Source organism: Verrucomicrobiia bacterium (assembly GCA_036268055.1).
GTDB lineage: Bacteria > Verrucomicrobiota > Verrucomicrobiia > Limisphaerales > Pedosphaeraceae > DATAUW01.
Genome location: DATAUW010000012.1, coordinates 137,528 through 162,551 on the forward strand (window position 1 = coordinate 137,528; position 25,024 = coordinate 162,551).

Annotated in this window: 17 protein-coding genes; 9 read left to right on the forward strand and 8 right to left on the reverse strand. The window is 56.3% G+C overall.

The features are described 5' to 3' along the window. Positions 1-3 precede the first annotated feature (3 nt). Together VH413_06210 and VH413_06215 are read left to right on the forward strand one after the other, a co-directional pair. Positions 4-1,800, forward strand: coding sequence for an MFS transporter (locus VH413_06210; GenBank protein ID HEX3798279.1), 1,797 nt, complete (start codon positions 4-6; stop codon positions 1,798-1,800). A 40-nt stretch (positions 1,801-1,840) separates the two neighbouring features. Next, positions 1,841-3,502, forward strand: coding sequence for a beta-N-acetylhexosaminidase (locus tag VH413_06215; protein HEX3798280.1), 1,662 nt, complete (start codon positions 1,841-1,843; stop codon positions 3,500-3,502). Between the two features lie 22 nt (positions 3,503-3,524). Here VH413_06215 and VH413_06220 read toward each other — a convergent pair whose 3' ends face one another. Continuing rightward, positions 3,525-4,169, reverse strand: coding sequence for a phosphoesterase (locus VH413_06220; protein HEX3798281.1), 645 nt, complete (start codon positions 4,167-4,169; stop codon positions 3,525-3,527). Positions 4,170-4,503: 334 nt separating this feature from the next. Here VH413_06220 and VH413_06225 point away from each other — a divergent pair, with 334 nt between their 5' ends. Then, positions 4,504-5,160 (forward strand): flavin reductase family protein, encoded by a 657-nt coding sequence (locus VH413_06225; GenBank protein ID HEX3798282.1) that lies wholly within the window; start codon positions 4,504-4,506, stop codon positions 5,158-5,160. Positions 5,161-5,239: 79 nt separating this feature from the next. Here VH413_06225 and VH413_06230 read toward each other — a convergent pair whose 3' ends face one another. From VH413_06230 to VH413_06245, 4 genes are all read right to left on the reverse strand, one after another. After that, positions 5,240-6,544, reverse strand: coding sequence for an outer membrane beta-barrel protein (locus tag VH413_06230; protein ID HEX3798283.1), 1,305 nt, complete (start codon positions 6,542-6,544; stop codon positions 5,240-5,242). Positions 6,545-7,114: 570 nt separating this feature from the next. Next, positions 7,115-8,629 carry a Gfo/Idh/MocA family oxidoreductase gene (locus VH413_06235; protein HEX3798284.1) on the reverse strand — a complete coding sequence of 505 codons (1,515 nt, stop codon included), beginning with the start codon at positions 8,627-8,629 and terminating at the stop codon, positions 7,115-7,117. Positions 8,630-8,781: 152 nt separating this feature from the next. Beyond that, positions 8,782-10,857 carry a hypothetical protein gene (locus tag VH413_06240; protein HEX3798285.1) on the reverse strand — a complete coding sequence of 692 codons (2,076 nt, stop codon included), beginning with the start codon at positions 10,855-10,857 and terminating at the stop codon, positions 8,782-8,784. A gap of 3 nt (positions 10,858-10,860) precedes the next feature. Then, the gene (locus tag VH413_06245; protein ID HEX3798286.1) at positions 10,861-11,508 is read right to left on the reverse strand and encodes a type II secretion system protein; all 648 of its coding nucleotides are present in this window, start codon (positions 11,506-11,508) and stop codon (positions 10,861-10,863) included. 174 nt (positions 11,509-11,682) lie between these two features. Here VH413_06245 and VH413_06250 point away from each other — a divergent pair, with 174 nt between their 5' ends. From VH413_06250 to VH413_06260, 3 genes are all read left to right on the forward strand, one after another. Then, positions 11,683-12,621 carry a HEAT repeat domain-containing protein gene (locus VH413_06250; protein HEX3798287.1) on the forward strand — a complete coding sequence of 313 codons (939 nt, stop codon included), beginning with the start codon at positions 11,683-11,685 and terminating at the stop codon, positions 12,619-12,621. A gap of 63 nt (positions 12,622-12,684) precedes the next feature. Beyond that, a complete protein-coding gene (locus VH413_06255) occupies positions 12,685-13,611 on the forward strand; it encodes a HEAT repeat domain-containing protein (protein ID HEX3798288.1) in 927 nt (308 codons plus the stop codon). Between the two features lie 140 nt (positions 13,612-13,751). Continuing rightward, on the forward strand, positions 13,752-14,471 hold the full coding sequence (locus VH413_06260) for a tetratricopeptide repeat protein (GenBank protein HEX3798289.1): 720 nt from the start codon (positions 13,752-13,754) through the stop codon (positions 14,469-14,471). A 14-nt stretch (positions 14,472-14,485) separates the two neighbouring features. On the opposite strand, the gene VH413_06265 is transcribed toward VH413_06260, so the two are convergent. After that, positions 14,486-15,256: a hypothetical protein gene (locus VH413_06265; protein HEX3798290.1), complete on the reverse strand. Its 771-nt coding sequence runs from the start codon at positions 15,254-15,256 to the stop codon at positions 14,486-14,488. A 130-nt stretch (positions 15,257-15,386) separates the two neighbouring features. Here VH413_06265 and tgt point away from each other — a divergent pair, with 130 nt between their 5' ends. Further along, positions 15,387-16,580: a tRNA guanosine(34) transglycosylase Tgt gene (gene tgt / locus VH413_06270; protein ID HEX3798291.1), complete on the forward strand. Its 1,194-nt coding sequence runs from the start codon at positions 15,387-15,389 to the stop codon at positions 16,578-16,580. On the opposite strand, the gene VH413_06275 is transcribed toward tgt, so the two are convergent. Beyond that, a complete protein-coding gene (locus tag VH413_06275; protein HEX3798292.1) occupies positions 16,577-17,413 on the reverse strand; it encodes a hypothetical protein in 837 nt (278 codons plus the stop codon). The genes tgt and VH413_06275 overlap by 4 nt on opposite strands. A gap of 108 nt (positions 17,414-17,521) precedes the next feature. Here VH413_06275 and VH413_06280 point away from each other — a divergent pair, with 108 nt between their 5' ends. After that, a complete protein-coding gene (locus VH413_06280) occupies positions 17,522-18,466 on the forward strand; it encodes an HDOD domain-containing protein (GenBank protein HEX3798293.1) in 945 nt (314 codons plus the stop codon). 221 nt (positions 18,467-18,687) lie between these two features. Here VH413_06280 and galA read toward each other — a convergent pair whose 3' ends face one another. Beyond that, on the reverse strand, positions 18,688-21,558 hold the full coding sequence (gene galA, locus VH413_06285) for a beta-galactosidase GalA (GenBank protein HEX3798294.1): 2,871 nt from the start codon (positions 21,556-21,558) through the stop codon (positions 18,688-18,690). A 402-nt stretch (positions 21,559-21,960) separates the two neighbouring features. Between galA and VH413_06290 the strand changes: the two genes are divergently transcribed. Further along, a complete protein-coding gene (locus VH413_06290) occupies positions 21,961-24,978 on the forward strand; it encodes a two-component regulator propeller domain-containing protein (GenBank protein HEX3798295.1) in 3,018 nt (1,005 codons plus the stop codon). Positions 24,979-25,024: the final 46 nt, after the last annotated feature.

Sequence of the window (25,024 nt, forward strand, 5' to 3'; positions counted from 1 at the left end):
CGTATGAACGAGACCAGTGGCGGCGAAAAAGGTACGACGAAGAATGGTTATAATCGGTTTCTATTATTAGTGGCGGGGCTTGGGGGTTTGCTGTACGGCGTGGACGTGGGAATCATCGCGGGCGCGCTGCCGTACTTGGAGGCGACGTCTGGACTCAACGCCGGGCAACTTTCTTTCATCGTGGCGGCGGTGCTGCTCGGCAGCGTGATCTCAACCCTGTTCGCCGGCGCGCTAGCGGATTGGATGGGGCGAAAGCCGCTGATGGCGTCAAGCGGCGTTCTCTTCGTGGCCAGCATCCCCATTATCGCGCTTTCACACGGTTATGTCCCGCTGGTTTTGGGGCGCTTGCTGCAAGGCATCAGCGCGGGGTTGATCGGCGTGGTCGTGCCGCTGTATTTGGCCGAATGTCTGGACGCGAAAAGCCGCGGCAAAGGCACGGGCATTTTTCAATGGCTGCTGACGCTCGGCATCGTGGCGGCGGCGTTCATCGGATTTTATTTCAGCTATCGCGTGGATGAAGTCGCGAAGCTCGGCGATCCCGCAAAATTACTCGCGTTCAAAGACACGGCGTGGCGCGGAATTTTTTGGGTGTCACTGCCGCCGGGAATTTTGTTCGTGATCGGCAGCTTCATGGTCGCGGAATCGCCGCGCTGGCTGTTCCGCCGCGGGCACAAACAAGCCGCGTATGCCGCGCTGTTGCGTTCGCGCACGGAATCGCAGGCGCAGGTTGAACTCAAGGAAATGGAAGAAACCGCCGCTGCCGCTTCGACCACCGCCGTGAAGATCAAGGAATCGTTGCTGCGCCGCAAATACGTCCTGCCCTTCGTGCTCGCGTGCATTATCCTCGCGTGCAACCAGGCCACGGGCATCAATTCCATTCTCGGCTACAACACGGCGATTCTTTTGCAGGGCGGCCTTTCCGATTTGCAGGCGCATTGGGGCTACCTGATTCTCACGCTCGTCAATTTCCTTACGACCATCGGCGCGGTACTGCTGGTGGACCGCAAGGGCCGCAAATTTTTGCTCTCGCTCGGCACGGCGGGCATCATCGTTTCGCTGATCTGCGCGGGCGTTTTGTTTCGCGGCACGGAACAATATCGCGTGGATTGCAAGGACTCGCTGCAAGCGCTCGTGACCGCGGATCAAAAACTGACCGTGGATTTCAATGAGCCAACCGCCGTGAAATTTCTCGCCGCGACCGGCGCCGCCCGCACCGCCATCAGCAGCCAGCCGACGACGCTCATCGTGATTTATTCCTATGGTGATTATCGCGCGGCCACGAAAGTTTTGCGCTCCGACGATGCTTCCGCGCAACCGCTGGTGATCACACGCGATAGCTGCGTGCCGCCCAACCGGGTTGTTTCCTTTTTCTCGAATCCATTCGCCGACTTGAAGGCCGCGCAAACCGCGCCGTTGAAAATCGAGAATGCCTTGATCACGCCGGTTCCGAGCACACGCAACGGCTGGCTCGTCGCCATTTCACTATTCGTGTTCATGGCGTTCTTCGCGGTCGGTCCGGGCGTTTGCGTGTGGCTGGCGTTGTCGGAATTGATGCCCACGCGCATCCGCTCCAACGGCATGAGCATCGCGCTTCTCATCAACCAGGCGGTTTCGACGGGCATCGCCGCGACGTTTCTGCCGATGGTCGGCAAGCATGGTTACTCAACGGTGTTTTTTGCGTTCGCCGGCTGCACGGTGATTTATTTCATCACGGCGGCGTTCTTTTTGCCGGAGACGAAGGGCAAGACGCTCGAAGAAATCGAGGAGCACTTTGAAGGGCGCGACAAGGCGAAAACTTAACCCGATTTAATCGCGAGGGGCGCGGAGAGAAAAAAAATTTATGAAACATGTGAAGAAAATTTTGATGATGGCGGCGGTGATGTCAGTTGCAAGCGCGGGTCGCGCGGAAACGCCGAGCATCATTCCCGCGCCGGTGAAGATGGAAGTGCAGAGCGGCAGTTTCGTTTTGCCCAATGGAGACTCGGCGAAAATTATTGCGACGCCGGGTGCTGAAGACACCGCGCATTATCTCGCCGATGAAGTGGCGCCGGCCCTTGGCTATAAAATAACTATCGTCAACAACAACTCCTCGACGGCGGGCACTATTTTACTCACGACCAATGACGCCAAAGCTTCACTCGGCGAAGAAGGCTATGAACTCACGGTCACACCGGCGAATGTGATCATTCGTGCGCCGACATCGGCGGGTTTGTTTTATGGCGTGCAGTCGTTGTTGCAACTGTTACCGCCGGAAATTCTCTCGAAGACCAGCGTCAGCGGCGTGAAATGGGAAATCCCCTGTGTGCAAATCGAGGACCAGCCGCGTTTCCAATGGCGCGGCATGATGCTCGACGTGGTGCGGCATTTTTTCAACAAGAACGAAGTGGAAGAATTTATTGATGGCATGGCCTTGCACAAGATGAACCGGTTTCACTGGCATCTCGTGGACGACCAGGGCTGGCGCATCGAGATCAAAAAATATCCGCAGCTCACCAAAATTGGCGCGTGGCGCAAGGGCATTGATTTCAAACTCGATCCGAAATTGAGCAAAGCTTACGGGCCCGACGGCCGTTACGGTGGTTTTTATACGCAGGATGAAATCCGCGAAGTGATCGCCTACGCGCAAGCGCGACACATCGTGATTGTTCCTGAGATTGAAATGCCCGGGCACTCGACCGCGGCGTTGATGGTGTTTCCTGAATTGAGTTGTTTTGGCGGGCCTTACAACACGGACCTGCCGGGCGGCGTTTTCAACGGCGAGTTTTGCACCGGCAACGAGCAGGTGTACGTTTTTCTGAGCGATGTGCTTGCGGAAGTGAGTGATCTTTTCCCGGGCAAATATATTCACATCGGTGGCGATGAAGTGCCCACGAAGAATTGGGAAAAATGTCCCAAAGACCAGGCGGTCATCAAAGCGGAAGGTTTGAAAGGGCCGAAGGAATTGGAAAGTTATTTCATCCGGCGCATCGAAAAAATTGTGAACTCGCACAACAAAACTTTGATCGGTTGGAGCGAGATTCGCGAAGGCGGGCTGGCACAAAGCGCGGTCGTGATGGATTGGGTCGGCGGCGCGGTGGAAGCGGCCAGCGCGGGCCACGATGTCGTGATGTCACCGCTCAAGTATTCTTATTTCGACCATTATCAATCCACTAATCATACGACGGAGCCACACGCCATCGGCGGCTATCTGCCGATGAAAGAAGTTTATGAGTTTGAACCCATCCCGGCGAAACTTGATGCGCAGTACGCCTCGCACATTCTGGGCGCGCAGGCGAATATCTGGACCGAATACATGCCGAACATCGGGCACGTGGAATACATGGCGTATCCGCGTTTGTGCGCGTTATGTGAAGTTGTGTGGTCGCCGAAAGCCGCGCGCGATTGGAATAATTTTTCGACTCGCCTGCCCGCGGATTTGCGCCGCCTGGACGCGATGGGCCTCACCTATCGCCACGACCCGCCGCAACCGCTCCCCATCATGAAAACCGTCTCGGCGAACTAAACAAGTAAAAGTGCAGAAAAGTTTATTTCCCGTTCACGGCTTCCAGGGCGCTGGCGCGCGCGAGCAGGATCCCCAACTGTTCGAGGCACAGCCGCGACCAGGATTCATAGCCGGACAAATCTTTGGTGGCTTCAGCGATGCGAATAAATTCCGGCGCGACAATCCCCGTGCGATTCGCCGCCACACTTTCGTCGGGCACGCGTAAAATGTGCACGACGCCGAAATGCACGTAGCCGACTTCGGTGCTGTCGTCGTTGATGGCGGCAACTGAGGGCTCGCTGCCGACGTCAATGCCCACTTCCTCGATCAATTCGCGCCGCATACCGGCCTGATAACCGCGGTCGCGCGAAAATTGCCCATTGTCCTCGTCGGAAATATGCCCGCCGATGCCGACGGAAAAAAGTCCGTGCAGGCGCGCCTCGCCGCCGGCTTTGCCGCGCCGATAGCGTAAAATTTTATCGCCGCAAACAATCAACACGTAAGGGATAAGTTGTTTGTAACGCTTGTCGAGTTCGGCTTCGCTGCGATTCAGATAAACGAGGTGCGGCGTGGAAGTGACTACGGACATGTATTTTTCCACGTCGGCATTGAGTCCTTGAAAGACGCCGAGTTTTTCGAGGAGTTTTCGTTCAAAACAAAGGACGCGTTCTTCGATGGCGGTGGGCATTTTAATTAGGCGGTTCAGGTTTGCGATCGCGGAAATGATGGCCAGCCACGCACAGCGTGACGAGATAAAATTGCTCGGATGCTATTAACCGTCAATGAACAGCTTATTCACAATACGGATGGAGTAAAATTCCGTGCGGACTGCGGGTCTATGACCCGCAGCAAGGTGCATACGGTCAAGCCGCCTTCGGCTCAGCCTGACGCGGCAATCTTCTTTTCGGATTGCTGTGGGTCATAGACTCGCGGTCCGTTGGAGAGGGAATTGTGCGCTGAAGAAAAACAGGTATGCTACTTTCAACATCAGGCAGTGGTGGGGCGAGGCCGTTAAAAATTTTATGGACATCAAAGTTGAAGGCGCGGAGACGAAGTTGATTTATAATATGCTCATCGGCTTGGTCGCGCCGCGGCCGATCGCGTGGATCACGAGCTTGAACCTCGCGGGGCAACTGAATGCCGCGCCGTTCAGCGCGTTTAACTATATGGGCACGGACCCGCCCATCGTCGCGATTGGCGTCGGCAATCTTCCCGGGCCGGGAATTGTCGGCAAGGACACCGCGCAAAATATTCGCAACACGCGCGAGTTCGTGATCAATGTCGTGAATGAAGACGTGGCCGAGGCGATGGTAGTCACGGCGGTGGATTTTCCGCCGGACGTGAATGAACTGGAGATCGTGAGCTTGCGCACCGAGCCATCACTGGTGGTGAAAGTGCCGCGCATCGCCGCCGCGCCCGCGAGCCTGGAATGCCGCGAGATCACGACAATGGAGATCGGGCGTTCGCGCGTGGTGCTGGGCCAGGTGGTGGCCTTTCATGTGAAGGACGAATTTGTGGATCCCAAAGGGCCATACATCCTCGCGGAAAAAATGCACGCAATCGGCCGCATGAACGGTTTGGGTTCTTACGTCAAAACGCGGGATGCCTTCCTGCACATCGAGCGGATGAATTACGAGGATTGGAAAAAGAAGAATGGGAAGTCGGACGCGAAAGAGTAGAGGCGATGCGTCCCCCCAAAAACAAAAGCCCCCGCCGGGGAGAACCGGCAGGGGTTGAGCAGAACTGAACTAACTTAAATTAGAACTTATAGACCACGTTGGCGATCAGCTCGAAGGAATCCTTCTGAGTGCCAGGACCATTGATGCCCGTAGCCGTAGTGCCGCCGAAGGCGTCACGACCATCGAGCGCGTGATCCCAGCGGAATTCCGCGCGGGTCAGGACGTTCTTCCAGAGGTCATACTGAACGGTGCCGGTGAGCGCGAGGATCTTACTCGCGGTGCCGGTCGGCAGCCCAGTGGTCGGTTGTGCACCACCGCCGGCGGGCGTGGGTCCGGTCGCGATACCAGCCGGGAAACCAAATGAAGCATATTCAATACGGCCACTGGTGCTCAATTTTTCCGTGGCCTGATAGGTCACGTAGCCGTCGAAGGCATTCGCGTAACCGTGGTGACCACCGATATTAGCAGGTGCTCCGCCGGGCGTTATTCCACCGGTCAAGCCCTGGTCGCGGACGTCTGCGTAGTCAAACGAGGCGCCAACTTTGAGGGCGGTGAGGGGAGTATTCATCGTCAGGCCGACATAATAGCTGGTTTGGTCAGCAGCGATTCCATCTGCCGCAGGTGAACCACTATTGAAGCCGTTGATGATGCAAGCCGAGAGGGTCGAACCACCGATCCAGCCCCAGTTCGTGGAAGCCGTAAAGGTCGCTGCGGCCATATAAGCTTTGTAGGATTCGCGAGTATTGCCGGAAATATCCGTGGCGCGGCCATTGATGGCCGGTCCAAAAGTATCCGCAACACCGGCGGAGACGCTCAGCATTTCGTTGACGGTATAGCTGGCCAACACACCAGTGTGAGTGGTGGGTTCGATGCTAAAGCCGTAGGAGCGGGTGAAGTTGGGGTTGTTCGGGGAGTCAGCGACTTCGTAACCGATCGGGGTGTCGAACACGCCGACTTTGAAGTCAATGCCGTTGCCGACGGGAGCCTTGAGGTCCACATAGGCGTTCTTGACCGAAAGATCGCCTTGACCACCACCAACACCGGCAGCATGGGTTCCGAGGGTATCAGCATCCGGTCCGAGCCAGAGTTCAACGCGATAGCCAGCGCCCCAGCCGTCAGCGGCATCAGCGTCTTTTTCGAGGTTGAGGTCAACGACGTTCAGGTTGAAACCGTCAGCCTTGCTAGGTCCACCGAAGCCGTAGGCCGGGGCATGCGAGGTTCCGCTGCCGAGGTTCCACTGGGCTGAGGTATCCACATAGCCGCTGAGCGTGGTTGAAGAAAGCGCCGTCATCACAGCGCTGGGTTTTTCGTCCGCGCGAGCTGCGGAGGTCAGACTGACCAATCCGAGAGCCGCCAATCCCAATGTCCATTGATTAAACTTCATTTTTTTTAATTCCTATGGTTAGTTAGTTAGTTTGTTGTTCTGCGTTATTTACTTTTCCGTTCCTGCCGACACAAACAGATTTGACATGAGTCCCCGCATGGCACAAGCACAAAAATTGCAGGAAACTCGATGGCAAAACGATTTCCGCCGACCGATATGGCATTTGTTATGCCAAGGTTTCCGGCTATTGCAAGCGATTTGTTACAAGCAAATTACAGTTTGGCGACCCTTACGTAACCTCAAAATTCATGAGTTCAATTAAGCAAACTGGTCAAAATACGCCAGTGATATTTATTTCGATAAATTACTTTCCTTGTGAAATTTAACGGGTGAATTCGTTCCACAAGGCAGCGGTTTTCGACGAAACCCACCCCACAATTTCGTCCCATCAACGAGTGTGGAGGTCCGTTTATCAGAAATTCGACCAGAAATAAAAATTAGGGCTCAAACAGCCGAAAAGGTAATCCAAGCCGCGAAGATTCCCGACCATATCTATATATACAGTCTCGCATTGCTAAAAGAAAAAGGCCGGCACAGGTAATACCCATGCCGGCCTTTGAAGACAGCTTTTTAGGCTTCCCAGCCCGCGCGGTTGTTCCGCTTCACGAATGCGGCGGATTCCGGCAGGTTCGGCGAGGTCATGTTCGGGCCATCCCATTCCATGCGGCGGCCTTCACCGCAACGCAGGGCGACGCAGCCGAGCAGGATGACTTCCGCCAGGTAGCCGGCGATCTCAAAGTTCGAATAGGACGGTGTGCCGGTGCGCATCATAATGAACCATTCATTCATGTGGCGCGTGGTGATGCCGCCGCCGCGGGGCAGACCCTGAATATCGGGGATCGTTACCGGCTGGACGCGGGGGATGGTTTCCGGCACGGCCTTGGCAGCTTCGTGCGTGTCGCCCGGGGTGAATTCCTGGCCGTTCATGGCGATGTAGAATTTTTCGCCGTAATCGCTCGGAGAGAAAATCTTGCCTTTTTCGCCGATAATCAAAGCGCCGCTGCCCGGGAGGCGGTCCTGCATATTGACGATTTCACGAACGGTATCAGCCGAGGGACGCAATGGGGCGAGGCTTGTGTCCGACGGATTGCCGTCATACCACCAGAATTTCATCGGCGGCAGGCCTTCGCGTTCGGGGAATTCAAAGCGGATGCGCGAGGTCTTGGGATACGATTCGGCGAACGTGCGGGAAGCCAATTCGAGTTCCACGACATTAGGGTAGCCGAGCTTGCAAGCGCGGAAGGGCATGTTGACCGTATGGCAGGCCATATCGCCGAGCGCGCCGGTGCCGAAATCCGACCAACCGCGCCAGCTAAAGGGATGATAGACATGTCCACCAGCCTGGTAGCCGACGAAGGTCGAAGGCGGATATTTATCCTTGAAGGGGCGCGGCTGCGTGGGGCCGAGCCACAAGTCCCAATTCAAATTTCCCGGGACGGGATCTTCACCCTCGGGACGGGGCATGCCTTGAGGCCAGATCGGGCGATTGGACCAAACGTGCAATTCGCGCGGCGCGCCGATCACACCGGCCTGAATGACTTCGACCGCGCGGCGCAGACCCGGTTCGGCGCTGCCTTGGTTGCCCATCTGCGTGGCCAATTTCTTTTCGCGGGCCAATGCGCGGACGATGCGCGCTTCATTCACGGTTTGAACCAGGGGTTTCTGGCAGAAAGCATGTTTGCCGAGCTTCATCGCGCGGATGGCCGCGACGCCGTGATGATGGTCGGGGGTGGAAACCGTGACGGCATCGAATTCACTATTAATCTTATCAATCATCTCGCGGTAATCGCTGAACTGCTTCGGCTTCTGGGAGAAGTGTTCGAGCTGGCGGGCCTTGCGTTCGAGGGCATTGCTGTCCACATCGCAGATCGCCACGATGTTCGCGCCGCAAAGCGCGGCGTCCAGGCTGTCCTGATCGCCCTTGCCGCCCACGCCGATGCACGCCACGTTGATGCGGTCATTGGCGCCGAGGACATTCCCGACATACGGGAAATATATCGCCGCCGCGCCGGTGGCGAGGGTGGTGCGTTTGATAAAATTGCGGCGGGAAAGTGCCGAAGACATTTTCAGTTTCTTTTTTTGCATCGCTAATAACTTTCTGTTTTGGGCGGTTGAAAATTTTGGCTCGACCGAGTAAACCGCCAACTGCTGGTCAGGTCAAGAGTGGTTTATGTACTCTGATTTGACGACAAGACGGGGGCGATGATTCATCCACGCCGTCAAAACCGCCGGCAAAATCAAAGCGAAAAGAATTTCATCACGATCAATTCCTCCCGGAACTGGATGAGTATCCAATTATTTTGCATCTCGGTTTTGAAGATATGTTCGTTGCCCCGATGGATGGACCAAATGTCGTGGCCATTCTTCGGATCGAGCAAATTCAAATAATAGTGGCGATCAGGCCCGTCCTCGAGATGCAGCGCGGCCATGGCGGTCGAGGCCATCGTGGAATACAAAAATTTTCCCGAGACGTAACAGGTATCGCCGACGGAAATCAGGTTCCAATCCACTTTGCCGGTGTCAGGATTGAGCCTCGCGATGACCGGATGGATTTTGTCCTTGATGTTCACCTCCTGCGAATACGTGATGGATTCGGGCCCGGCGGTGGTGGTGTCAATATAGATCGCGCCGCTGCGGTCGGTCTGGATTTTGGAAATGCCCACGGTGTTGTAACGCCAGCGGACATTGCCGGTTTGAAGATCGAAGCGTGTAAGCACTCCAAGATCGGCAAAATAGAGTGCGTCCTTGGTTTCAAGACAAGGATCGCCCTTGAAACGGTTCGCCACGGAAAAAGTGAGCTTGGCGTCCCACAATTTTTTATTGTTCTTATCGAAGACATAAATGCTCTGGCCGGCGCAAATAATATCCACCGTCTTGAGCGCGTAAAAACGCGGTGGCCCGATGATCTCGCCGGTCCAATCCGCAACGCCGGGCGCGAAGTAACGATGCAACGTCACTTGATAACGGCTGACATCCTCAATCTCCACGCCGCCCGTCGCTTCGCGATGCGAGTCATTCATCATTTCCTGCGCGACATCGAGCCCTTGGCTGGCGGTGACCTCGCCGCTATCGAGGATGGATTTTCCCTTGGCCTTCATGGCGACGTGCGAAATGGTTTTGTGTTCGAGAACTTTGGTTTCCATTTGCACGACGCTCGTGCCGTCCGGGATAAATGGATTTTCGCCCGCGTCTGATTCGTCTGAGGCGGTGTTGTCCGCGGCGGGTGCGGCTTGGGATTGAGTCACAAGATTTTTGATGCCGCCAATGGGAACTTTATCCACCGACGCATCCGGCCTGATGGAGCGGCCTTTGGTTGCGCTTGCGATGCCGGAAGGCGTCATGGATTTCAAGGATTCGTTCTGAACCTCGCCGCCCGCCATGGAGATCCGGTTAAGCGTTTCGCCGCCGTCCGAGTTTTCGGAGACTGCGATAATGGCGTCGCCGTTGCCACTCACATTTTCGATTTTGCCTTTGATGGGAACTTCGCGCGTCGAGCCAGTCGCGCGATCAAAGCGGCTAATGCGATCAGGGAAATAAATCCAAATGTCATTGGTCGTGGCGATGATGTGCGGGTCGCTGGACAAATTGTCCGCAAGCAAGTTCGCGGTCCAAATGGTTTTGTTTTGCGTCGTGTCGAAAAGAGAGAGTTTTTTGTCATCCGCCAGAACCAGGTGCCCCGGCCCGATCAATTCATAAAACGGCGGCGGTACATATTTGTCGCCTACAGGCGCGAGAAATTTGACCGAATAAACAATCTTCGGATCGCGCGCGAACCACGCGTACCAAAACCAAAAACCCAGCAACGCCACGACGACGAATGAAATCGCGTAAGTAAGCCGTTTCACAAGCGCATCTGATTTTCCCGCGACGATGGTTTTTTGATAGGCATAAACCGGCACGTCAATCCGGCGGCGCTCGGCTTGCTGGCGGCAATAAACGCTGCACACGTAACCGAATTGTTCCATGCACTTGAGACAAATCGGTTTTCCACACACGCGGCAGTTTTCGACCGCAGGTTCGGTTTTATGTTTCGGGCAAAGCGGCGCGGCGGGAGTTTCTTCGGCTGACGCGCTGGGCGCAGAGCTTTGGGCAGGTGCGGCATGACCTTTGTTGATTCTCAAACCGGAGACGGAAACTGGAATCGGCGGAGCGGGCGCGGCGGCGGGTGATTGACGCTGGATGACTTCGTTGGCGAGGGCGGTGGCGTCCGCACCGCAAGTCGGACAACTGATGGCCACGGGCATGCGGCCATTGACCGGCTCGACTTCAAATTCAAACTTCGACCCGCACGGACATTGGACTTTGACTTTCATGGATCAAGGTTTCGGATTCAGGAGCGTGACGTTCGTGGGAAACGTCAAATTGAAATCCGCGCCCGGCGAACTTCTTTGCACGTTGCCATCGCAGAACATGACATTGCCGCCATATTTATTATGGTTATTGCCGGGTTTATTGCCATCGGTGGAAAACAGCGGCTGGCCCGCGCTTTTGGAACTCGTATTCACCTGGCGGTCGGAAAGGAGCGGTTGCGTGGCGCCATCGTTCAACGTGTGCCCCATATAATAGGCGTAACTGATGCGGCGATCCGCGAACGGCTGCGCTTCCGGCAACGCGCTATCGTGAGTGCCGGGGCAGATGAAAAATTCGGTCTGCGTGGTGTCGCGCGGAATCAGCAGACTCAACACCGGCTCGGAAGTTTCCGCGTTGGTCAGCGCGGGAAGCTGATCGTGATTATCCAGGGAAAACGTCCGCAGTGCGACGTAAAGATTTTGCAGGTTGCGTTCGCACTTGGACATCTGCCGAGCCTGAAAAGACCTTGAGCCGCCGCTCCAATACATCGTGAACAGGATGACGATGATGGCCATGACGACGAGCAATTCGACGAGCGAGAAAGCGCGCAGCGCCGGCGTGGCATGGCCGCGAGGATGAAGTTGCGAATCTTTGAAAGCGCCGTCCGGAGTCACGATGTAATATGGAACATCGGGGGGAAATAAGGAATTAAAAATTTAAAATGCAAAAGGTAAAATGAGAACGAGCGCCCCAGGATCATTTGAAAGTTCGATATGCAACCACCGCATCCCCGCGATAGACCTGTGAAAGTGCCGCGATGCTGTGGTATCGTCGGGAATTAATTCGCCATGAGAAAGCGCCGGGTCATCGTGGGTTGCGGGTTGATTGCTGTGATTGCGGCGGTCGCCATGTGGATCTTTCATCCGCGCGAACCGGTGGTTGAAGGCAGGCGGCTGGGCGATTGGATCGAAATGATGCAGACCGACCGTTCGCGAGTGATGCGCGATCAGGCGCGCATGGTCGTTCGCCAGCTTGATACGAATAACGTCGCCGTCCTGCTCAAATGGCGCGATGAAGAACCCACGGACAAAATCAACTTCAAGGAACGCATCGCCAGTTGGTATGGCCGGTTGAGTGTTTTGATCGCGCGGCACGGTTTCGGAAGGGGATTGCCAAGTTGGGCGATCACCCGGCCTTACGCGCGGATGGATCATAGCAGTCTCGCGATGTGGGCGTTGCCGGAACTGGGGCCGGCCGCGCGGGAATTTGCCATCCGCGGTTTAATTGAGCGTTTGCCCAATACGAACGAATGGATCATGGGCAGCGCATGGCTCTCGCTGGAAAAGCTGGCGCCCGATTCCATCCCGCCGTTGCACGAGTGTCTCGCCAATACCAACGCCCAGGTGCTCGCGCTCGCGGTCAGCGCGCTCGGCGACATCGGCGATTTGTCCGCCGTCCCGCTGGCCACGCGCCTGCTTCAAGACACGAACATGGAAGTCGCCATCACCGCCGCGGAAACACTTGGCAAACTCGGCACTCCACCGTCACTGTTCCTGCCCGTCGTCGTTCGCGGCTTGAAAAATTCGACCGACCCCGAGGAAATATCCTACGAATTGCAAATCCTCACGCGTTATCCCGACGCCGCGCAATCAGCCGTGCCCGTGCTGAGAGAAATCCTGGATCGCACCCACAAATCCACCAACGGCGCCGAGGTCCGCGAATACGGCGAAACGTCCGAAGCCCTGCGCATCTTGAATTCCACCAACTCCATGCCAACGCCAAAGTAATATGGAAAGACCAGCCGCGTTAAAAAACTTTAGGCTTAGTGCACGACCGAGAATTGTCTCACCATGAACAAACGCTGGTTCATCAATATTTGCCTGCTGATCATCGCCATCGGCGTGGGCGTTTATTGGGTTCTTCAGACACGCGATCCATATATAAATGGCAAACCATTGAGCAAATGGATCGAGCTTGCCAATACCGGGTCACCCGAGCCGTTACGAGAAACAGCGCGGTCGGTGATTCGCAATTTAAGCACTAATCACGTGCTGGTTTTGTCGAAGTGGCTTAAAGAGCCGCCGATCTCGCTGCGCCAGCGATTGACCGGATGGCTGGTGCAGCATAAATATATTAGAGACCGAGGAGACCCGTTGTGGATAAACCAACTTTCGGGACATCGCACCGATCCATTTTTGGCCTTTTGGGCTTTGAGATATCTTGGACATGACGCACGCGTAATCGTAGCTCAAAGCCTCATTCCAGATTTAAGTTTGAAAAGAGAAAGAGAAAGGGTTTCAGCTCAACTGGCTTTAAAATTTATAGCGCCTGAATCTGTGCCGCTGCTCATCGAGTGCCTTTCAAGTCCCAATCCTGAAGTCCGCAAGGCGGCCGTTGAAGTGCTGGGTGATATCGGTTCCCCGGCAATCGCGGCGGTTCCCGCATTGAAAAAAATAATTGATGGCTCCGATGCCACCGCCGCATTGACCGCTGCCGACAGTGTGGCGGAGATTGGCGGTGAGCCGGCTATTTACATGCCGCTGGTGCTTCGTGGATTGGAGACTTCAAAGGATTTCACTTATGTGAATTCTTTGCTGGGCATACTCAGCCACAACTATGCCGATTTTCAACTGGCTGCTCCTTTACTTCAACAGATCGCAGATCAAACCGCCGATTCAAAAGATAAAAACGATTTCATGATTCATCAGCGCGTAAGCGAAGTGATGCGTTCCATGAATCCAGGGCCGGAAATGAGGACGCCAGGGCGTGGTTTTTAGCGAAAAGATACGTTTTTCGTTACATTTCACCGACGCAATCCGTCTATTTAAATGTGAACTTGAATTTGGCTCATCGTAATTTATAGTGAGTTGTGTGGTCGCCGATACGGCTACCGTTTCGCGGCACACTTGACCAACCCATGTCAACCAACCAAACAAGCTGGCAATCCTTTGAGGATATCAAAAGAGCCGCTGAAGCCGGAGATCCGGCTTCGCAATGCTACATCGGCATCTGCTACCAGACCGGCCAGGGCGTGCCGCTGGATTATACCCAGGCAGTGATTTGGTTGCGCAAAGCCGCGGAACAAAACGATTCCTCCGCGCAATGTTATCTCGGCGTTTGCTATCTCAACGGCTGGGGTGTGCCGCAGGAATTCGGCGAAGCGGCCAAGTGGTTCCGCGAAGCCGCCGAGCAGGATGATCCCGCCGCGCAATTCAATTTGGGTGTGCTTTACGAAACCGGCCAGGGCGTGACGCAAAATTATGCCGAAGCCGTCAAATGGTATCACGCCGCCGCCGACCAGGGCGAACCCCAGGCGCAATTCAATCTCGGCGTGTTTTACGAGATGGGCCAGGTTGTGCCGCAGGATTATGCTGAAGCCGTGAAATGGTATCTGGCTGCCGCTGACCAGGAAGTAGGCCCGGCGCAATGCAATTTGGGTTTGTGTTACCAGACCGGTCGCGGAGTTCCGCAAAGCAATTCCGAAGCGGTGAAATGGTTTTGCCGCGCCGCCAAGCAGGGCGACAAAACCGCCCAACACAATCTTGGTCTTTATTACGCAAGTCTTGAAGCCAAGCAAGCCGCTGCCGCAGAAGCGGCTGCCGCTGCTGCTGAAGCCGGCACTGAAACCGCCGCGTAATTAGCCAAACAGGACTAAACGCCCTTTCGCTTTTTCCGAAGCTCCTTCACTTTATCAATTCGTGCCCGCACGCGGCCATGCAGGCGAGCCTTCAATCCACCCGATTTTTTCTCCGGCTGCTCGCGTCGTAAAATATATGTCACATGCGGCACGGAGGTGCGTGAGATGTCTTCCGGCGTGGTGTTTTTTCCCGCGATGCCCGGCACGAGATCCAGGCCCGCTTTGCCGAACAAATGTTGGACGAATGCCGAGCAATAAATCGAACTTTCGCGCGCCAATAAATTTTCCTTCGCGCGCAATTTCGGCTCGCGCAGCGCGATCAGCGTGCCGATCAGTTCTCGCAGCGAATATCGCGTGCGCGCGGCCACCAGTTCCAGGCCTTCATGCAGCAACTTCGCCACCGACGTTTCGGGCAAAGCGAAATCCAGCACCGCCAGCGTCGTGTAAAAATTCTCGTCGAAATATTTCGCGATGCGATTTTCCTGCACGCCGAGCCGGATATGTTTGCGATTGATCTGGATGTCCGATTCGATCACCCAATGATGGCCGTCGTGGCGCGAACCCTGGAAAAGAAATGCATGTGACCACGCGCCCCACTCGCCAAGGGGATCAATGTGCCGCTCGGCGCGAAGGATGGCCTTGTCCACGAGCGTGCTGCCGCCGCAAAGCCCGACGCGGCCGGGACGCGCGTATTGCTCCAGAAATTCGCGATTGGAAATCCCCGTGACCACGACAACTTGATTTTGTGCCGCGCCCGTTTGCTTTTCTGCGTTTGAATTATCCATGCCTTTTCGAGAAAGTAATAATTTGAGGAAGAGAAGGCCACCCAAAATTTTTGTCTCTTGCTCCTTCTGTTTTTTCTCCGCGCCTCCGCGTCTCCGCGGTTAAACAAGGTTTCGACTCACGTAATTTCTCATGTTCAAACGCCCCGTTTCGCGCTTAAATCCGCGGTTCATGTTTGAATTATTCAAGACCGATACGCAATCGCGCGCGCGGCTGGGCCGGCTCACTACCACGCGTGGCGTGATTGATACTCCCGCGTTCATGCCCGTGGGCACGCAGGGCAGCGTGAAGGCGCTCGACCCCCGCGAACTGCTCGAAATGGGCACGCAAATCATTCTCGGCAACACCTATCATCTGCACCTGCGTCCCGGTCTGGAAATTATTACTGCCGCCGGCGACCTCCACAAATTCATCAACTGGCCCAAGCCCATCCTCACCGACAGCGGCGGCTTCCAGGTTTTCAGCCTCGCGAAGATTCGCAAGGTCAAGGCGCACGGCGTCGAATTTCGTTCGCATCTCGACGGTTCATTGTTATTTCTCGGGCCGAAGGAATCCATGCACATCCAGCGCGTGCTCGCTTCGGACATTGCGATGGTTTTTGACGAATGTCCCGCGCACACGAGCGCGCCTCATGAGATGCGCGATGCCGTCGAACGCACCATTACCTGGGCGCGTGAATGCCGCGAGCAGCCGCGCGCCGATGGACAAATGGTTTTCGGCATCGTGCAGGGCGGGAGCGACGCCGCGTTGCGCGAACAATGCGCGAAGGAATTGGTCGCGATGGAATTTGACGGTTACGCCATCGGCGGTGTGAGCGTCGGCGAACCCGAACCCGAGATGATGAAAGCGGTGGAACTGACCGAGCCGTTTTTGCCGGCGCACAAGGCGCGTTACGCGATGGGCCTGGGCACGCCCGCGCAAATGGTGGAACTCGTCGCGCGCGGCGTGGATATGTTCGATTGCGTTTTGCCGACCCGCGTCGCGCGCAACGGAACCGCGTTCACGACCAAAGGCGCCGTCAACATCAAGGGCGGTTTTAACAAGTTGGATTTCCGGCCCATCGAGGAAGGCTGCGAATGTTATGCCTGTAAAAATTTCACCCGCGCGTATTTACGGCATCTGCTCAAGGTGAATGAAATCCTCGGCCTGCGCATGGTGAGCGTCCACAACTCGCACATGTATCTCAAGCTGATGGTGGACATCCGCGCGGCGATTGCGGCGGGGACGTTCGCGGAATTCCGCCGCGAGTTCATTGCGAATTTCGTGCCGTCGAATAAAATTCTCGCCGCGCGCGAGGAGGCAAGCAAAGCCGGCATACAAACCTAAGCCCGCTTCTTAAAAATTAGTTGCAGCGCAATCGCCACAACCAGCAATCCCACGCCGAACATCAACAACTGTTTTTTGTGCAGTGACAAATAATCGCGGCTGAACATCGGCGGGTTCGGCACGGCATCAGTTTCGGCGGTGACTAAATTGGTAACCGTTTCGTCCGTGACTACGGGATGAAGGGTGCTTTCGCATTTGCCGATGATGCGATAGAGATGGTTGATCTGCACCATCTCCGCCTCGGTAAGTTTTTTCTTTGGCAAGGTGCGATCAATATAAAAGTATTTTGTATTCGCGTTGAATTCCAGTTCGGCGCCAAGAAACACCACGCCCGGATTCAAATCCGAAGTGACGTAGCGGTTTTGCGCATAAGGAGATTCCACCGTGGTGCGGATGTCCACATTGTTGTAGTCCGGTATATTCGCGCCGGGGTGAAACCAGCCCGGTCGAAATATTCCCACGTCCATGTTCGCCGCGCGGGCGAATTTGTGCACCGGCTGATTCACGATGGCCTTCACGCGGCGGAGGGCGTCGTCCATCACCGATTGCGCGTTCGTGCTGTCAATCACGGGATCGAAGGGCGCCATGGCCGAAGCCAGCGCCTGTTCGGGCGAAATCCTGGGAGTGGAATCGTAATGAAAATGTTTTTGCATCGTGGGATCGAGCGCGCTCAATTTCGCATTCGTGCGCCCCTGGTCGGACTTGAAATAAATATCCGTTGCCGTGACCGTGGTGACGGTGACGTTGCTGTAAGTGTTCCCGCCGGCTTTCAAGGTTGGGAATGACTCATCGGCGCGAGCAGAAACGGCGGCAATAACCAAATAGAATAACACAAAAAATCTACGGCGCATTGAAAAACTATAGTCGCGCCGCTATCGCGCACCAATAAATTTTACGAAATGCCTTGCGCCCTAAAAAACCGTTTTCCATGATAGATTAGGATGAGTAAAGAAAATCCAATCGAAGAAAACCAGACGTCCGCGAAGTCCGCCCCGGGTCCGCGCAAAGACAAACTCGACATCTACCTTGATGCCGTAAAGACGCTTCCGCCCACGCCCTCGCTCATGCTGAAATTGATGGCGATTTTCAAACAGGCGAATCCGGACATTGACGAGGTCGCCACGCTCATCAGCCGCGATCCTTCGCTGACTTCGGAAGTTTTAAAGTGCTGCAATTCGCCGCGTTATCGTGGTGAAAAAAATGTGGCGGACATGTTCGAGGCGATTGCACGGCTCGGGTTTTACGAAGTCTATCGCATCGTCATGATGATTTCAGCGACGCGCAGCATTTCGCTGGATAACATCGAGTCGGTGCTGGTGGTCGAAGCGCTTTGCCGGCATTCCAAAGCGACCGCCGTGGCGGCAAGTGTGGTGGCCAAGGCGACGGGAGAGGATTCCGACGCGGCGTTCATCGCCGGCTTGCTGCATGATATTGGCAAAATCGTTTTGGCCTCGGCGGAAGGCATGCGCTACCGGATGCTGTTCCAGAAATTCAAGACTTCAGGCGGCTCCATTTCGCAATCGGAAAAAGAGGATTTCGGATTTGATCACAGCGAGATCGGCGGACGTTTGCTGGATCGCTGGGGATTGGCCCCGGAAATTGTGATCGCGGTTCGTTATCATCATGACGTAGCCGCCGCAGTGGCTTCGGCGGAACTGACGGCGGTGGTCACCCTCGCGGACATGATCGCGAACGGCTGGAAAAAACGGTCGGCCAGCGACCCGGCCAGCCTGAATAATTTCACGAAAGCGATTGAAGCGCTCAATTTGGATGCCGACGCCGTCGCGGCGATCACCGTGCAGGTGGATGATCAATTAAAACTCGAAGCCGCGCTTTTAGCCACGCCCACCAAGGGGAAATCCACCTCGCCCGCGGCAAAAAAATAGTCCGATCCCCATGGACCGCGGGTCTGCGATCCGCAGCAAGGTCAATAGGGTCAAGCGGCTTATGGCTCCGCCCGCATCGTTCTATATGCAAGAACCAAACAGTTGGTTTTTTAAATGATTTCCAAATCGTGAGCGGCAATCTTCACGGGAATTGCTGCGGGTCATAGACCCGCGGTCCGTGGGGGAAGTGAAATGCCGCTGCTTACGAACCCGATAATCTATCACTGCACGAAAGGCCGGACGCTGACCGCAACGGCCTTCAATTTCAACACTCCATCCGCCACTTGCGGCGAATGCGCGGTCAGCACGATTTGACCAGGCTCGCCGGTGGATTGCACGATGACTTGCGCGAGGCCGCTGAAGAGACTTCGTTTCCATGGGCCGCAAGGTTTTGTCACGCACACTAGGCCCGGCTCGCCGGTGATTGGATTGCGCCGTGAGTCCCGCGAATTTTTCAGCGCAACCGCGATGATGTTTTTTCCATCTCGTAAATTTTCCGGTGGCAATTCAAAAGCCACGTTGCCGTCATTCCAGTTCGCGCCATGCGCCAGCGGACGCCCGTTGAGACACACTGATTCTTCATCACCCGTCGCGCGCCAGACCAGTGTGAGGGCCGCATCGCCCGCATTGGCCGGTCGCTCGAAACTTGCGCGATACACGAGGGGTTGCGCATTTTGATTTCGATTGCCGCGCCCATCGCCGGGCTTGAACGACACCGTTTGCCAATTCGAATCATCCACCTCGAAGGCCATCTCCGGGCGGTTTGTTAGCGACTCCACCGTTTTCATCCGCCAATTCTCCAGCGGCAACGCGCTCGTGGTCTCGACAAATTTATCCGGCTCATGCGACGAGGGATCGCCGTTGCCCACGCCGATGATCCGACCCGGCCCGGTGATGGAAAAAGTGATTTCGTTCGTGGCGTTGGGAACGAGGCGGCCTTGCGCGTCGTTCACTTGAGTGGTGATGACCGAAACATCTTCGCGGTCAGCGCGAAGATTTTCGCGATGCGGCGTGAGTTGGATCGCGGCGGGCGCGCCGGTCGTTTCCCGCTGGTCGGCGAGAATTTCCTTTCCGCCATTGAAGCCGCGCGCGAGCAGCGTGCCCGGCGCATATTTCACTTTCCATTCGAGATGCGAATTGCGCGGCATCTTTTTGCGGCCCTGGCTTTGACCGTTGAGGAACAACTCGACTTCCTCGCAATTACTCTGCACCCACACGTCAATGTCTTCGCCCTCGCGCCCCGGCCAATTCCAGTGCGGAAACAAATGCAGCACTGGCGCATCCGACCACCACGCCTGGTAATAATAAAAATTGTCCTTGGGAAAACCGCAGACGTCCATGATGCCGAATTGCGAACTGATCGCGGGCCAGCCGAACGGCGTTTCCTCGCCGCGATAATCAAAGCCGGTCCATTGAAAAGTTCCGGCGATGTACGGCCGCTCGACATAATGCGTCCACGCGGGTTCCGCGAGTTCGCCCCAATCAGGTTTGTTTACGTCGTAGGCGCTCAAATGTTGATGGTCGCGGTCGGTGACATAAATCCCGCGAGTGGAAAAAGTGCTGGCTTCCTCCGTCGCGACCATCGGCTTGCCGGGAAATTTCGCGTGAAACTGGTCTTCGCTGCCGTGGCTGAAATAATTGAGGCCCATCACATCCACAATCGTGGACGCGCCGTAACCCCAGCCGCCGCTGATTGCCGAAGTCACGCGCCGCGTCGGGTCAAGGCGCTGCACAAGCGACTGCATCGCCTCGGTGATGCGACGCCCGCGCTCATTGCCCTCGAGGTTCCATTCCTCATTGCCGAGCGACCAGATAATGACACTGGGATGATTGCGATCACGGCGGATGAAACTTTCCAGTTCGCTGAGAACTTCCAGGCTTGCGCCCATCCGGCGATTCTCGTCCATCACAAGCAAGCCGAGGCGGTCGCAAGCGTCGAGCAACTCCGGCGTCGGCGGATTGTGGCTGGTGCGAATGGCGTTCGAGCCCATCTTCTTGAGTTGCGTGAGGCGAAACATATTCAATTCATCCGGCACCGCCGCGCCGACGCCAGCATGGTCTTCGTGGTCGCACGTGCCCTTGAGTTCAACGTGCTTGCCATTGAGGAAAAAACCTTCGTTCGCATCCCAGCGCACCGTGCGAATGCCGAAGGAAGTTTCGTAACGATCCACGACCGCGTTTTCGGTGCGAATGGTGGTGACCAGCTTATGCAGATACGGTGATTCGCATGACCAAAGCGCGGGATTTGTGACGGTGAGCGATGACGAAAATTCACCAGGCGTGCCAGCAGCCAGCGACAGTGATTTTGATACGCCGCTCGCGAGCGGCTGCCCGTTGGCATCGAGAATCGTCTGCTCAATTTCAAATGGAACTGAATTGGTGTCATCGTTGTTCACGGTGACGCGCGCGGTAATGGTGGCGAGGTTATTCGTGACTTCGCTGCTGACGAAAGTTCCGTGATCGGCCACATGCAGCGGCGCGGTTTTTTCCAGCCACACATGACGGTAAATCCCCGCGCCCTCATAAAACCAGCCTTCCTCCAGCGAGGCATCCGCACGCACGGCAATGACATTTTCGCCGCCGTAATTAAGCACGGAGGTCAGGTCATAATTGAAACCAGTGTAGCCGCTGGCCTCGCGGCCCAGATAAAAACCATTCACCCAAACTGTCGAATCGCGGAAGACGCCGTCGAATTCCACACTGATGCGCCGCCCGGCATCGCTCGCGGGAATGAAAAAAGTTTTGCGATACCATCCGACGGAGGTCGCGGGAAAATTCCGGCCAATGGCTTTGTAACCGTGACTCGCGCTGCCCGCACGGTCGAACGGAACCTCCACGGCCCAATCATGCGGCAGGTCAAGCAAGCGCCAGCCGCGGTCGTCGAAATCAACCGCCGCCGCGCCCGCGCCGTTGCCGGCCTTGGCGTAGTAAGAAAAATAATTTCCGGCGGGATCGAAATCCTTGCCAGGCTCGCGCGCGTGGCCGAAGGCGAACCGCCAGTTGAAATCCATCAGCAAGCGTTCGCGCACGGCGCCATTGGTGGCTTGATCTTCCGCGTGCGCCACGCCCAGCACGGCCAGGCTAATCAACACAGCGGCGCAGAAAAAAATTCTGCCGCCGCGAATAATCTTTGCGCGATTGACGCTCATCATTTTCCCGAGCAGGGGTTTTGAAATTTCGCGGGCAAACCAAATTCCCGTGAGCGAACGCAAAACGATCCGATGCTGGACGGACAGTTTAGGCCAACGGGCGCGTCCTTGGCTTGTCGTTAAAAATTACGAGGGAAACCGGGGGAGGAAACTTTTAAGCTGGCACCTGAATTGACGTTATTTGGATATTCCTTGCGCATGGTGGCGGGCTGCAACAAAATCTCGCGTGTGTTCACCCCGCGTCCAGTTTCGAAATGTCCGCGACCGCGCGCTGGCGCATGCATCCGAAGCGGGCGAACATTTTTCTCGCCGCAAATCCAAATCGTTTTCGCGCTGCTGATAATATTGGCACCATTTTTCCACGCCTTAGCCACCACACCCATGGCGACCAATGGCATGGATTATTTTATTCGCCTGTGGCAGATGGGCGACAACGGGCTTCCCGAAAACAATGTCACCGCCGTCATTCAGGCCAGCGACGGATTTCTTTGGCTCGGCACGCGCAGCGGCCTGGCGCGTTTCGACGGCACAAGCTTCGAGGTCTTCAACAGCGGCAACGCCCCGGAGATGCGCAGCAGCCATGTCACGTGTTTGTTTGAAGGGACGAACGGCACGCTGTGGATCGGCCACGACAACGGGGATGTCACGACTTACCAGGCGGGAAAATTTTCGGCGGTGCCGGTGCTGGCGCATTGGCTGGGCGGGAAAATTTTTGCGATCTGCTCGGATGCGGCGGGCGATGTTTGGCTGTTGAACCAGCACGGCGAACTCGGACGCGTGAAAGACGGCGCGGTGATCGAATGTTCCAACGACCGCCCGGTGCATCTGCTCGCGGTGGCGAAAAATCCGCGCGGCGGTTTTTGGATCCAGCGCGATACGGATGTTTCCTTTCTCGACGGGGGCAAGTTGCATCCGATTTTGACCAACACGACGACGAACACTTATGTGCAGGGAATTTGCGCGACGCACGACGGCGGGCTTTGGGTGATGATGGAGCATCACATCAAGCTCTGGAAAAATGGCGAGTGGGCCGCCGATTTTGAACCCGCGCCGTCGGATTGGGCGCCTTCGCCCGCGATGATCGAGACGCGCTCGGGATATTTGGCGGTGGCGACTTCGGACCACGGGTTGTATATCGCGTTGCCGGGGCACGATTCGATGCGATTTTGCCGCACGAACGGCTTGTCGAGTGATTGGATCAATTCGATGTGCGAAGATCGCGAAGGCAATTTGTGGGTGGGAACCGGCAACGGCGGGCTGGCAATGTTGCGGGCGGTGAGTGTGAAAAAAATGGCGCCGCCCGATGCGTGGGAGGGCCGCGCCGTGCTGGCGGTGGATGCCGGAAAAGACGGGCGATTGTGGATGGGCACGGAAGGCGCGGGACTGTATTCGTTCGATGGCGAGACTTGGACAAATTTCACCGAGGCGGTGGGGCTTGAGCATCGGTATGTGTGGTCGGTCGCGCCGGATGCGCCCGGCGGAATTTGGGCGGGCACGTGGGGCGGCGGGGTTTACGCGCAGACGAACGGACGTTTTGAGCGTCCCGCCGGTCTCGCGAATTTATTTGTCGCGGCGATCTGCCGCTCGCGAACGGGGGCGATGCTTGTAGGCACGAGTGAGGGTTTGTTGTGCGTGAGTGGCGACAGAACAAATTGGTTCGCGGGAAAACCGGATTTGGTTTCGCCGGACGTGCGCGCGGTTTGCGAAGCTGCGGATGGGACGGTGTGGTTCGGGATGTCGGGCGGCGGGCTTGGTTGCCGGCAGAATGGCAAGGTGCGGCAATATCGGCGCGGCGATGGGCTATCGAGTGATTTTGTCCAGTGCCTTCATTTGGACGAAGACGGCGGCTTGTGGATCGGAACTTTGGGCGGCGGTTTGAATCGCTTCAAGGACGGACGTTTTGCCTCCATCACAAAAAAGCAGGGACTCAATGACGAGGTTATTTGCGACATTGAGGACGACGGGCAGGGAAACTTCTGGATCAGTTCGCACGACGGCATCATGCGCGTCAATAAAAGCGAGCTGGCCAGTTGCGCCAATGGGACGCGCAGCAAAGTGCTGTGCCTGAATTTTGGCTTGAGCGACGGCTTGCCTTCACTGGAATGCTCGGGCGGATTTCAACCGGCGGGTTGCAAAACCGCGGACGGCAACCTTTGGTTTCCCACGGCGAAAGGATTGGCGTGCGTGAATCCGAACACGATTCGCATCAATCCAAAGCCACCACCGGTGGTGATCGAAGAAATGCGCGTGGACGGATTGGCGGTGGCGAATCTTTTCGCGCTGACGAACGAGCTTAAAATTCCGCCGGGGCATCACCGGCTAGAATTCGATTACGCGGGGCTAAGTTATATGGCGCCCGAACGCGTACGGTTTCGGTATCGCCTGGACGGCCTTGATCACGAATGGGGTGAAACGTCGCAGAAGCGGCTGGCGGATTTCAGTTATATTCCGCCGGGCTCGTACGTGTTTCGCGTGACGGCCTGCAACAACGACGGCGTGTGGAGCGAAGACGGGGCATCGCTCGCATTCAATGTGCTTCCCTATTTCTGGCAGACGTGGTGGTTTTTTGGGCTGACCGGATTGGTCGCGGCGGCGGCGGTTGGTGGAAGCGTGCTGGTGGCGACGCGGCGGCGCATGCGGTTGAAACTCGACCGGCTCGAACACCAGCGCGCCATTGAGCGCGAGCGCACGCGCATCGCCAAGGACATCCACGACGACCTCGGCGCGAGCCTGACGCGCATCTCCATGCTGAGCCAGTCCGCGCGCAGCGATTTGACCAACGCGCCCGAAGCGGCGGCGCAGGTGGACCAGATCTGCGGCATGGCGCGCGAACTCACGCGGGCGATGGACGAAATTGTGTGGGCGGTGAATCCCGAACACGACTCGCTCGACAGCCTGGCGATCTACATGGGAAAATACGCGCAGGATTATTTGCGTTCGGCAGGCGTCCGTTCGCGCCTGGATATTCCCGAAGAATTGCCGCCGTGGCGCGTCACCGCCGAAGTGCGGCATAATATATTTCTCGCGTTCAAGGAAGCATTGAACAATGTGGTGAAACATTCCGGCGCATCCGAAGTGCGCGTGACGCTGACGCTCGGCCTCAAGGCGTTCGTATTGTCAGCGCAAGATAATGGGCGCGGGTTCACGCCAGGGTTAATGCTGCACGCAAATTCGAGCGACCCCGACCGCGTGGAAGGCGGCCACGGACTGGCGAACATGAAATTACGGCTGGAAGAAATCGGCGGCAGTTTTGAGATTCAAAGCGCACCACAAGCAGGCACGACCGGGACTTTTTCCGTGCCGTTGAAGGCATCGCGGTTTGAGGATTTGAAAATGGCGGCGACGATGCCTCGTAAAAAATGACGAGAGCAATGTGCTGGCGGGCGGGTGGAAAATTGGCGATAAGAAT

Coding starts and splice junctions, on each gene's coding strand:
- tgt (HEX3798291.1), top strand. CDS start 15,387: ATGTTCAAACGCCCCGTTTCGCGCTTAAATCCGCGGTTCATGTTTGAA.
- VH413_06230 (HEX3798283.1), bottom strand. CDS start 6,544: ATGAAGTTTAATCAATGGACATTGGGATTGGCGGCTCTCGGATTGGTC.
- VH413_06210 (HEX3798279.1), top strand. CDS start 4: ATGAACGAGACCAGTGGCGGCGAAAAAGGTACGACGAAGAATGGTTAT.
- VH413_06235 (HEX3798284.1), bottom strand. CDS start 8,629: ATGCAAAAAAAGAAACTGAAAATGTCTTCGGCACTTTCCCGCCGCAAT.
- VH413_06225 (HEX3798282.1), top strand. CDS start 4,504: ATGGACATCAAAGTTGAAGGCGCGGAGACGAAGTTGATTTATAATATG.
- VH413_06280 (HEX3798293.1), top strand. CDS start 17,522: ATGAGTAAAGAAAATCCAATCGAAGAAAACCAGACGTCCGCGAAGTCC.
- VH413_06240 (HEX3798285.1), bottom strand. CDS start 10,857: ATGAAAGTCAAAGTCCAATGTCCGTGCGGGTCGAAGTTTGAATTTGAA.
- VH413_06260 (HEX3798289.1), top strand. CDS start 13,752: ATGTCAACCAACCAAACAAGCTGGCAATCCTTTGAGGATATCAAAAGA.
- VH413_06220 (HEX3798281.1), bottom strand. CDS start 4,169: ATGCCCACCGCCATCGAAGAACGCGTCCTTTGTTTTGAACGAAAACTC.
- VH413_06250 (HEX3798287.1), top strand. CDS start 11,683: ATGAGAAAGCGCCGGGTCATCGTGGGTTGCGGGTTGATTGCTGTGATT.
- VH413_06265 (HEX3798290.1), bottom strand. CDS start 15,256: ATGGATAATTCAAACGCAGAAAAGCAAACGGGCGCGGCACAAAATCAA.
- VH413_06255 (HEX3798288.1), top strand. CDS start 12,685: ATGAACAAACGCTGGTTCATCAATATTTGCCTGCTGATCATCGCCATC.
- VH413_06215 (HEX3798280.1), top strand. CDS start 1,841: ATGAAACATGTGAAGAAAATTTTGATGATGGCGGCGGTGATGTCAGTT.